At 65.4% G+C, this 9,936-nt stretch carries 9 protein-coding genes; 7 read left to right on the top strand and 2 right to left on the bottom strand.

Annotated features, from left to right (window positions below; genetic code table 11):
* Window positions 1-741: HipA N-terminal domain-containing protein (locus ACHHRT_RS03795; RefSeq protein WP_395497846.1), on the bottom strand; the 741-nt coding region annotated here is incomplete at its 3' end.
* Entirely contained in the window at window positions 711-1,013 is a 303-nt protein-coding gene (locus ACHHRT_RS03790; RefSeq protein ID WP_395497844.1) for a helix-turn-helix domain-containing protein, read from the bottom strand. The genes ACHHRT_RS03790 and ACHHRT_RS03795, both read right to left, overlap by 31 nt.
* A 272-nt stretch (window positions 1,014-1,285) precedes the next feature.
* On the opposite strand from ACHHRT_RS03790, the gene ACHHRT_RS03785 reads away from it, so the two are divergent.
* From ACHHRT_RS03785 to ACHHRT_RS03755, 7 genes are all read left to right on the top strand, one after another.
* Complete coding sequence (locus ACHHRT_RS03785) at window positions 1,286-2,467, top strand: pyridoxal phosphate-dependent aminotransferase (protein WP_395497843.1); 1,182 nt, start codon at window positions 1,286-1,288, stop codon at window positions 2,465-2,467.
* A 236-nt stretch (window positions 2,468-2,703) separates the two neighbouring features.
* The gene (treY, locus tag ACHHRT_RS03780; protein WP_395497841.1) at window positions 2,704-5,487 is read left to right on the top strand and encodes a malto-oligosyltrehalose synthase; all 2,784 of its coding nucleotides are present in this window, start codon (window positions 2,704-2,706) and stop codon (window positions 5,485-5,487) included.
* 76 nt (window positions 5,488-5,563) lie between these two features.
* Window positions 5,564-5,845: a type II toxin-antitoxin system ParD family antitoxin gene (locus ACHHRT_RS03775; protein WP_395497839.1), complete on the top strand. Its 282-nt coding sequence runs from the start codon at window positions 5,564-5,566 to the stop codon at window positions 5,843-5,845.
* Window positions 5,842-6,195, top strand: coding sequence for a type II toxin-antitoxin system RelE/ParE family toxin (locus ACHHRT_RS03770; RefSeq protein WP_395497837.1), 354 nt, complete (start codon window positions 5,842-5,844; stop codon window positions 6,193-6,195). Before ACHHRT_RS03775 ends, ACHHRT_RS03770 begins: the two co-directional genes overlap by 4 nt.
* The gene (gene treZ, locus ACHHRT_RS03765; protein WP_395497835.1) at window positions 6,195-7,979 is read left to right on the top strand and encodes a malto-oligosyltrehalose trehalohydrolase; all 1,785 of its coding nucleotides are present in this window, start codon (window positions 6,195-6,197) and stop codon (window positions 7,977-7,979) included. The genes ACHHRT_RS03770 and treZ overlap by 1 nt, the downstream gene beginning before the upstream one ends.
* Before the next feature lie 53 nt (window positions 7,980-8,032).
* The gene (locus ACHHRT_RS03760) at window positions 8,033-8,695 is read left to right on the top strand and encodes a DUF5752 family protein (protein WP_395497833.1); all 663 of its coding nucleotides are present in this window, start codon (window positions 8,033-8,035) and stop codon (window positions 8,693-8,695) included.
* Window positions 8,692-9,930, top strand: a complete 1,239-nt coding sequence (locus ACHHRT_RS03755; RefSeq protein WP_395497832.1) for a glycosyltransferase — start codon at window positions 8,692-8,694, stop codon at window positions 9,928-9,930. Before ACHHRT_RS03760 ends, ACHHRT_RS03755 begins: the two co-directional genes overlap by 4 nt.
* The last annotated feature ends 6 nt before the right edge of the window (window positions 9,931-9,936 follow it).

The raw sequence follows: 9,936 nt of genomic DNA, 5'->3' as shown, positions 1-9,936 counted from the left end.
CACCAGCAATAGACTACGGCCGCCGACCTCGACCCGCTCGATGGCCGGGACCTCCAGGCCGGCCAGCCCGGCCAGTTTCAGGCCCGCCTCTTCCAGGGCCACAAAAAGCTCGGGATGGGGATCACGGATCGAACTGAATTTTGCCAGCCAGTGGCGGCCATCCTTGGCGGTCAGCACTTTGGGCCGGGCCCCGCCGGCGGAACTGCCGCAGGCCAGCAGGCGCCGCAGCTCCGCCGCCTCGGTATCAAGATCGCTTTCATGGCGGGCGGCCTCGGCCAGGACCCGGGTAATCTCGGCAAAGTCGATGCTGGCGTCGGCCGGTGAGGGCCGCCGCCGCTCCGCTTCCAGGTAGAGCAGCCTCCCCAGACCGCCGTTGCCCAAGGCCGCCAGCAGATGGGCCCCGGCGAAACGCTGCCGATGAATCCCGGCCCGTTTGGCCAGGATGATCCGCCCCCAGCCGTCGGGCAGGGAATCCTGAAACACCCCGTGGAGCCCGCTCTCCCGATCACTGGCGCCATAAACCTCATCGGCCAGGGGCAGATGGACCGGATCCAGGGGGTAGGCCTCGGGCCGGGCCAGGTAGCCTTGATCATAGCGGAAGAAACCTTCCCGGCCGCCGGGATGCCTAAGGTTGCGCCCCAACAGTCGGCCCACCGGCACCACCTCCCCCCCCGGCATCACCGCCCGGACGTAAAGGTGCAGCTCGTCGGCTATCGCCTTACCCGGGTCTTTTCCAGCCATGCCTCTTCCTTGCGCTTGCGATCATACTCCTCAAAGGGGTCCACCGGAACCTGGAGCAGCTTCTCCCAGGGGCGGGCCACCCCCAGCAACTCGGCCAGGGCCAGCCAGGTCTCGATGGCCACGGAACCGGCGCCGCGCTCCATGGCCCGCACCGTATCCACCGAAACTCCCAACCGGACAGCCACGTCCCGTTGCCGGAGTTTGCGCTCGATCCGCAGCCGACGATAAAGCATCCCCAACTGGCGCAAATAGTGCCCTCTCTCCTCGTTCATAAGACAGATTATAAGCAGTTTTATGGTAAAAAAACAAGAATAAAAAAGGTTTAAAACAGTTTTATCGCAAGATATCCCCTCTCTTGGCTTTTTAGCTTGCCAACCAGAAAACCTCCCTCCTATAGTGGCGGTTGGCCGCACCGCCTCACCAAGAAGAAAGAGCCATGACCGGCTGGGCAAAAAACGGGGCGGCCCAGCCCCCAACCGTAAGCCCGGTCCTCGACTTAACCACCCACTTGACACCAAAGAAAATCAGCGGAGGAACAACCCCCATGGCCATTTCCCGAAAAATGCTCGCCTTTGCCGAACGCTCTTCCTGGATCCGCAAGATGTTTGAAGAGGGGGCCAGGCTCAAGGCTCAGCATGGAGCCGGTAATGTCTGCGACTTCAGCCTGGGCAATCCCGACCTGCCGCCGCCCCCCCGCTTCAGCGAGGTGCTGCGAGAAGTGGCCGGCGCGGAAGGCCCCGGCGCCCACAGCTACATGCCCAACGGCGGTTACCCCACGGTGCGGGCCGCGGTGGCCGCCCAGATCTCCCGGGAACAGGAACTGACGGTGGGCGAGGGGGAGATGCTGATGACCTGCGGCGCCGCCGGCGGCCTCAACGTGGTCCTGAAAGCGCTGCTGGACCCCGGCGATGAAGTGATCATCCTGGCCCCCTTCTTTGTCGAATACAACTTTTACGTGGACAACCACGGCGGCACCAGCAAGGTGGTCAACACCCGCGATGATTTCAGCCTGGACCTGGAGGCGGTGGCGGCGGCGATAGGCTCCGCCACCAAGGCGATCATCATCAACAGCCCCAACAACCCCACCGGCCAGATCTACTCGGCGGCGGAGCTTAAGGGACTGGCGGAAATTCTGGAACGGGCCGACCAGCCCATCTACCTGATCGCCGACGAACCCTATCGCAAGATCGTTTACGACGGCCATTCGGTGCCCAGTGTTTTCAAAGCTTATCGTAACAGTCTGGTGGTCTCCTCCTACTCCAAGGACCTCTCCCTGCCGGGGGAGCGCATCGGCTATATCGCCGTCCATCCCGAGATCGTCGACAAAAAAGCGCTGATCGACGCCATGACCCTGGCCAACCGCATTCTGGGTTTCGTCAACGCCCCGGCCCTGATGCAGAAGGTGGTCGCCCAATTGCAGGGGGTGACGGTGGACACCAGCATCTACACCCGTCGCCGCCAGCTCTTCTGCCAGGTGTTGCGCGAGGCGGGCTACCAGTTCGTGCCCCCCAAGGGGGCCTTCTACCTCTTCCCCAAATCCCCCCTGGCCGATGACGCCCGGTTTGTCGGCCTGCTGGCCGAGCAGAAGATCCTGGGGGTACCGGGCCGCGGCTTCGGTCTGCCTGGTTATTTCCGCCTGGCTTTCTGCGTCGGGGACGAAGTGATCGCCCGCTCGGCCCCCGGGTTCGCCGCCGCGCTGGCGGCGGCGACAAAGCTGGCGGCCTGACGAGCCCCGGCACCGGACCCCAGGATTATTTTAAGGGCGCAGGAGATATACCTGTAAGGGGGTCGCCCGACCAACTCCCGCTCCACCACCCGGACGATCCGGGAAGGTGATAGCAAAACCGGCGTGCCTGACCAGTACCAGATTTTCCGCCGCAATCCGTCGGCCTAAGGGATCCTGTTCCCCACCGGCCAACGAAGCGCTTGTCAACGAAAAAATCTGCATCTATAGTTGGAGTTATGGACCACTCCACCAGCAAGGCTACCAGCAAAATGGACCGGGCCGGGCTGAACCCCGTTGCCACCTACCGGGTGCAGTTGCGAGCGGAGTTCGGCTTTGCCGCCGCCGCCGAGCTGGTGCCCTACCTGGCCGAGCTGGGGGTCAGTCATCTTTATACCTCGCCCTGCCTGCAGGCCGCCGCCGGCAGCAGCCATGGTTATGATGTGGTCGATCCCGGTCGGGTCAACACCGAACTGGGCGGCGAGCGGCAGCACCGCCGCCTGCAGCGGGTGCTGCGTCGGGCCGGCCTGGGCCGGGTTATCGACCTGGTGCCCAACCATATGGCCATTGCCGGGCGGCAGAATCCCTGGTGGTGGGATGTGCTGGAAAACGGCCCTTCCAGCCCCTGGGCCGCCTTCTTCGACGTGGACTGGGAATCCTCGGAGGATCGCTGGCCCAACAAGGTGCTGCTGCCGGTGCTGGGCGACCACTACGGCCGGGTGCTGGAGGCTGGAGAACTGCGGCTGGCCCAGGCCGACGGCGCCTTTACCCTCCATTACCACGAGCACACCTTTCCCATCGATCCGGCCAGCCTGGCCGGGCTGCTGACCGCCGCCGCCGAGGCCTGCAGCTCCGAGCTGCTGGGGTTTATCGCCGATTCCTGCGCCCGTCTGCCCCGGCCGACGGTGAGCGGTCGCCGGACCGTCAACCGCCGCCACCGGGACAAGATGGTGATCCAGCAACTGCTGGCCCGCCTCTGCCGCCACCCTCCGACCCCGGAGCAGGAGCACGGCGGCCACCTGCCCCCCGGATCCACTCCCAATGATCGCTTACTGTCCCCCCGGGCGGCCATCGCCGCCGAGGTGGCGCGACTCAACCGCGACCCCGACGCCCTGGACGCCCTGCTCGATAACCAGAACTACCGCCTGGCCCTCTGGCGCACCGCCGGCCGTGATCTTGGTTATCGCCGTTTCTTCGATATCAACTCCCTGGCCGGCTTGCGGATCGAAAACGAGGAGGTCTTCGCCGCCACCCACGCCCTGCCCCTGGCCTGGGTGCGGGAGGGCAGCGTCCAGGGGCTAAGGATCGACCATCCCGACGGCCTGCGCGATCCGGCCGAGTATTGCCGCCGTTTGCGCCAACAGTGTCCCGAGGCCCTGATCTGGCTGGAAAAGATTCTCGAGCCGGGCGAGGAGCTGCCCGCCGACTGGCCGGTCAACGGCACCACCGGCTACGACTTTATCAATCTGGTGGGCGGCCTGCTGATCGATCCGGCCGGCGAAGCCGAGCTGACCGCGTTTTACCGTGAGTTCACCGGCGAGAGCGCCGATTTTCCGGCCCTGGCCCGGGAGTGCAAGCGCCAGGTGATCACCGAGCTGCTGGGCAGCGAGTTGAACCGGCTCACCGCCCTGCTGGTGGCGGTCTGCGAGCGCCATCGCCGCCATCGCGACTACACCCGCCACGAACTGCACGAGGCCCTGCGCCAGTTGGCCGCCAACTTCCCCGTTTACCGCAGCTATGTGAGCATTCAGCCGACGACTAAGGGCAAAAGCGACAAGACCCGGCGGCTGGCGAGCAAAACGGATCGCCACCATATCCGCCAGGCGGTGGCGGCGACCGACAATCCCGAACTGGACCCCGAACTGCTGCGTTTTCTGGGCAAAATCCTGGGCCTGGAGCTCGGCGGCGAACTGGAGGGTGAGTTGGCCCTGCGCTTCCAGCAGTTCACCGGCCCGGCCATGGCCAAGGGGGTGGAGGATACCGCCTTTTACCGCCACCACCGGCTGCTCTGCTTAAACGAGGTGGGGGGCGATCCCGGCCGTTTCGGGGTACTGCCGGCGGAATTTCACCGCCGGGCCGCCGAGGCCCTGGCCCGCCGACCCTTGAGCATGCTGGCCGGCAGCACCCACGATACCAAGCGGGGCGAGGATTGCCGGGCCCGGCTGGCCCTGCTCAGCGAGATTCCGACCCGCTGGCGGCGACTGGTGGCCCGCTGGTCGCGGCAGCATAAAAAATATCGCCGCGAGGGCCTGCCCGAGGCCAACGTGGAGTATTTTATCTATCAGACCCTGGTGGGGGCCTGGCCCCTGACGAAAGAGCGGCTGACCCCCTACCTGGAAAAGGCCCTGCGGGAGGCCAAACTCCGCACCTCCTGGACCCGGCCCGACTCCGGCTACGAGAAGGCGGTGCGGGAGTTCGCCCTGACCCTGCTGGCCGATGAGCGTTTCCGGGCCGAGCTGGAGCAGTTTCTGGCCCCCCTGATCCCGGCCGGGCGGATCAACGGGCTGAGCCAGACCCTGCTGCGGCTGGTTTACCCCGGGGTGCCCGACATCTACCAGGGCTCCGAGTTGTGGGACTTAAGCCTGGTGGACCCGGACAACCGCCGGCCGGTGGATTTCGCCCACCGGCAAAGGCTGCTGGCCCGGTTGCCCACGCTAAACCCCGAGCAGATCATGGCCCGGATGGATGAGGGGCTACCCAAGCTCTGGCTGCTGCGCCAGGGCCTGCATCTGCGGCGGCGGCGCAGCGAGCTGTTCGGGTCCCGGGGCGGTTACCGGCCGCTGAATGCCACCGGCAAAAAGGGGCAACACCTGGTGGCCTGCCTGCGCGGCGAGGCGGTGATCGCCCTGGCCCCCCGCCTGGTGCTGGGCCTGCGCGGCGCCTGGCGGGATACCCGCCTGACCCTGCCCCCCGGCAGCTGGCACAACCTGCTGACCGGCGAAGATTTTGTCGGCGGCCCCCGCCGGGTGGCGGCACTGCTGGGCTGTTTCCCGGTGGGTTTGCTGGAAAAACAGCCGACTTGACCCGCCCCCGCCATTGGCATATACTGCCAATGGAATTGAAGTTTTCAGTAAGCAGCAAACAAAGCGGAGGTGCGCCATGCCCACACGAAATGTGGTCTTAACCACTCATCAAAGTCTTTTTGTGGAAAAACTTGTCAACTCCGGGCGTTACCAGAATGCCAGCGAAGTGCTGCGCGAAGCCCTGCGGCTCATCGAGTGGCGGGAAAAGGAGAATGAGGCCAGGCTGGCCGCATTGCGCGAAGCGGCCCAAGCCGGGGTAGCCGATATGGAAGCCGGCCGCTACCGCACCTTTACCGATCACGACCGGCTGCATGGGCACCTCGCCTCGCTGGCCGAACAGGCAACCGGAACCCGATGAGTCGACCCTGGATTATCCGGCTGACCCGGGCGGCCGAAGACGATTTTCAGCAAATTATCCGCTGGACCGCCGCCAACTTCGGCCGGCGGCAAGCCGGAACATACGCCAGGACCCTGGCAACAGCCATTGAGGCTTTGCGCGGTGGGCCGAATATCGTCGGCGCCCGGCCCCGCGAGGAGATCGGGCCCGGCATCCATACTCTCCATGTCGCCCGACGGGGGCGGCGCGGTCGTCATTTTGTCGTTTTCCGAGCCTCCCGGACTGAACAGTTCATTGATGTTTTGAGATTGCTCCATGATGGCATGGATCTTCAACAGCATCTACCCCCGGAAACTCCGCCGGAGAAGTGATGAAACCTCCTTGCCGACCAACAGCCGTCGCCCTTGCCTCCGGAGACGGTCCCTGCCGGGTCTGGGCGCCCAAAGCCGAAAAGGTGGAGCTGCTCAGCGGTGGGCGACGGCAGGCGATGGCCGCCGAGGCGGGCGGCTGGTGGCGGGCAGTGGAATCGCCGAAACATGGCGAGGATTACGCCCTGCTGCTGGACGGCCAGGGGCCCTTTCCCGACCCCCGCTCCCCCTGGCAGCCCGACGGGATCGACGGACCCTCCCGCCGGCTGGATCACGACCGTTTTGCCTGGCACGACCGGGGCTGGCAGGCCCCGCCCCTGGCGGCGGCGGTGATCTACGAACTCCATATCGGCACCTTCACCCCCCAGGGCACCTTTACGGCAGCGATCGAACGGCTGGATCATCTGCTGGAGCTGGGCATCACCCATCTCGAACTGATGCCGGTGGCGGAGTTTTCCGGGGCCCGGGGCTGGGGCTACGACGGGGTCGATCTCTACGCCCCCCATCACGCTTACGGCTCTCCGGAAGAGCTGAAAACCCTGGTGGATGCCTGCCATGGCCGGGGCCTGGCGGTGCTGCTGGATGTGGTTTACAACCACCTGGGGCCGGCCGGCAACTACCTGGGCCGTTTCGGCCCCTACTTCACCGACCGTTACCGGACCCCGTGGGGGGAGGCGGTCAATTTCGACGGGCCGGAGAGCGAGCCGGTTCGCCGCTTCTTCATCGACAACGCCCTGATGTGGCTGCGGGATTACCATTGCGACGGCCTGCGACTGGACGCGGTGCATGCCATCTTCGACAGCTCGGCCCACCATTTTCTCGAACAGTTGACTGCCGAGGTCAAAGAGCTGGAAGCGGCGCTGGGCCGCCATCTGGTGGTGATCGCCGAAAGCGACCTCAACGATCCCCGGCTGGTGCGCCCCCCGGCGGCCGGGGGTTATGGCCTGGACGCCATGTGGAACGAAGATTTCCACCACGCGCTGCATAGCGCCCTGACCGGCGAAAGCCAGGGTTATTACGCCGATTTCGGCGGTCTGGCGCCGCTGGCCAAGGTTTTGGGCCGGGGCCAGGTTTACGACGGCTGCTACTCGGCTTATCGCCGCCGCCGCCATGGCCGGCCGGCCGCCGATCTCAGCGGCCATCGGCAGGTGGCCTGCCTCCAAAACCATGACCAGGTGGGCAACCGGGCCCAAGGCGAGCGGCTCTCGCAACTGCTCAACCGGGAGCAGCTCAAGCTGGGGGCGGCCCTGCTGCTGACCGCCCCCTTTGTTCCCCTGCTCTTCCAGGGCGAGGAGTGGGGGGCTGCCACCCCCTTCCTCTATTTCACCGCCCATGATGATCCCGAGCTGGCGGCGGCGGTGCGCCATGGCCGCCGGCGGGAGTTCGCCGCCTTCGGTTGGCAGCCGGAGGAGATCCCCGATCCCCAGGACCCGATCACCTTTGCCGCCTCCAAACTCGACTGGTCGGAACCGACCGGCGAACAACAGGCTGAACTACTGGCCTGGTACCGCCGGTTGATCCGGCTGCGGCGAACCACGCCGGCCCTCAATGACGGCCGCCTGGACCGGCTGCGGGTCGATTTCTCCCACGAGCAACAGTGGCTGCGCCTGCAACGCGGTCCGCTGACCCTGCTCTGCAACTTCGCCGCCCAACCCCGCCGCCTTCCCCTGCCCGCGCCGGCCGCCCGCCACCGCCTGCTGCTGGCCTCGCACCCCGCCTGCACCCTTGCCGATGACACCTGCACCCTGCCCGGGTACGGCACGGCCATCCTGACATCTTCACCTTGACATCTTCGGCAGCCAAATCCCATACTGGAAGGAACCGCCAAAGGAGGCCGCCCATGAACCAAGCCGAACCCTTTTCCCTTAAAGACTGCGCCCTGATCGCCATCGCCACCGGCCGCAAGGCCGTTACCTTAAGTGAATTGCGCGATCACATCTGCGAAGTCTCCGCCGACAGCATCTATCACCACTTCTGGAGCGGGCTGCTGGGGGCCCGTTTTGAAGAGCGGGAGTTCAACAACGATTTCGCCTCCTGGTGCCGCCATCACCTGCGGGAGCCGGTGCTGGCCGAGCAGCTGTCGGTGATCGATCCGGTGGAGCTGCGCGATATGGAGGAGTTGCGCCGGGAGCTGCTGGATTGCATCGAGACGCGGCTGGACAGCAGCGAGTCCGTTCACTGGTTGCGGGCCTCCCGCCCTTTCGAGTTTCTGCGTTCGCAACTGGTGATCTTCGACACCGGCAAACGCTTGACCCAGCCGGAGGAGCTGGCGGCGGTGCTGCCGGAATCGGCCACCGGCACCATCTTCTACCACTTTATCGACGCCCGCCGCCGCCTGGCCGATGGCTCCGACGATTTCCGCTTCTGGCTGGCCGGGTTCGGCGAGCATTACGCCGAACTGGGACGGCGGCTGGCCGCCATCGACCCCTTTTTCTCCAGCCTCAGCCAGGTACGCGCTGAGATGGCCCGGATCTGTCAACAGTGCCAGGAGGAAAGCCAATGAGCGGTTTACTGCAAGCCTATGCCGAAGTGGCGGGCCAGGACGCCATCTCCCAGCTGGAGCAGCTGACCCGGCCGCTTAAGGGGATGAAGGTGGTCCATGTCAACTCCACCAAGGTGGGGGGCGGAGTGGCGGAGATCCTGGAAAAACTGGTGCCGCTGAGCAATGAGCTGGGGCTGGAGACCCGCTGGGAGGTGATCAGCGGCAACCAGGAATTTTACCAGTGTACCAAGGCGATGCACAATGGCCTGCAGGGCCAGACCTCTCCCCTTTCCTCGGCGATGATGGCCGCCTATCAACAGACCAACGAGGAGAACGCCGAAAAACTGCGCCCCCTGCTGGAGGAAGCGGAGGTGGTCTTTATCCACGATCCCCAACCGGCAGCCCTGATGCAATTCTGCCCCAACCGGCGGGGGCGCTGGGTCTGGCGCTGCCATATCGACGCCAGCCGCCCCTACCGGCCGGTCTGGCGCTATATCCGCCAACAGGTGGCCGATTATGATGCCAGCGTCTTCTCGCTGCCCGATTTCGCCCAGGCCCTGCCCCACCCGGAATATATCATCCCCCCCAGCATCGACCCGCTGAGTGAGAAGAATATCGAGTTGCCGGAGCAGGAAATCACCGGGGTTCGACGGCAATTTGAGCTGGACCCCGACCGGCCCCTGCTGCTCCAGGTTTCCCGGTTCGACCGCTTCAAGGACCCGGTGGGGGTGATCGAGGCCCATCGCCTGGCCCGTAAATTCTCCCCCGGTCTGCAGCTGGTGCTGGCCGGGGGCACCGCCGACGACGACCCCGAAGGGGAGGCGGTGCTGCAGGAGGTCCGGGCCGCCGCCGGGGATGATCCCGATATCAAGGTACTGCTGCTACCCCCCGACGCCCACCGTACCATCAACGCCCTGCAGCGGGCCGCCGACATCGTGATCCAGAAATCGACCAAGGAAGGGTTCGGGCTGACGGTAACCGAGGGGCTGTGGAAGGGTAAACCGGTGATCGGCGGCGACACCGGCGGCATCCGCCTGCAGGTGGTCAACTACCACACCGGTTTTCTGGTCAGCACTCCGGAAGGCGCCGCCCTGCGGATCCGCTATCTGCTCCATCGCCGGGACCGGATGGCCGAAATGGGGGCCAAGGCCCACCAGTTTGTCCGGGAAAATTTCCTGCTGACCCGCCACCTGCGCGAATATCTCACCCTGATTGTCGGCCTGCTCCACGGAGCCAAATACCGGATTGAGCTTTAAGCGCCA

The sequence above is a fragment of the Desulfurivibrio modestus genome (assembly GCF_044068625.1).
GTDB lineage: Bacteria > Desulfobacterota > Desulfobulbia > Desulfobulbales > Desulfurivibrionaceae > Desulfurivibrio.
This window is presented reverse-complemented; position numbering and strand designations above follow the sequence as displayed.

Coding starts and splice junctions, on each gene's coding strand:
- ACHHRT_RS03770 (WP_395497837.1), top strand. CDS start 5,842: ATGAGTCGACCCTGGATTATCCGGCTGACCCGGGCGGCCGAAGACGAT.
- ACHHRT_RS03755 (WP_395497832.1), top strand. CDS start 8,692: ATGAGCGGTTTACTGCAAGCCTATGCCGAAGTGGCGGGCCAGGACGCC.
- treZ (WP_395497835.1), top strand. CDS start 6,195: ATGAAACCTCCTTGCCGACCAACAGCCGTCGCCCTTGCCTCCGGAGAC.
- ACHHRT_RS03775 (WP_395497839.1), top strand. CDS start 5,564: ATGCCCACACGAAATGTGGTCTTAACCACTCATCAAAGTCTTTTTGTG.
- ACHHRT_RS03785 (WP_395497843.1), top strand. CDS start 1,286: ATGGCCATTTCCCGAAAAATGCTCGCCTTTGCCGAACGCTCTTCCTGG.
- treY (WP_395497841.1), top strand. CDS start 2,704: ATGGACCACTCCACCAGCAAGGCTACCAGCAAAATGGACCGGGCCGGG.
- ACHHRT_RS03790 (WP_395497844.1), bottom strand. CDS start 1,013: ATGAACGAGGAGAGAGGGCACTATTTGCGCCAGTTGGGGATGCTTTAT.
- ACHHRT_RS03760 (WP_395497833.1), top strand. CDS start 8,033: ATGAACCAAGCCGAACCCTTTTCCCTTAAAGACTGCGCCCTGATCGCC.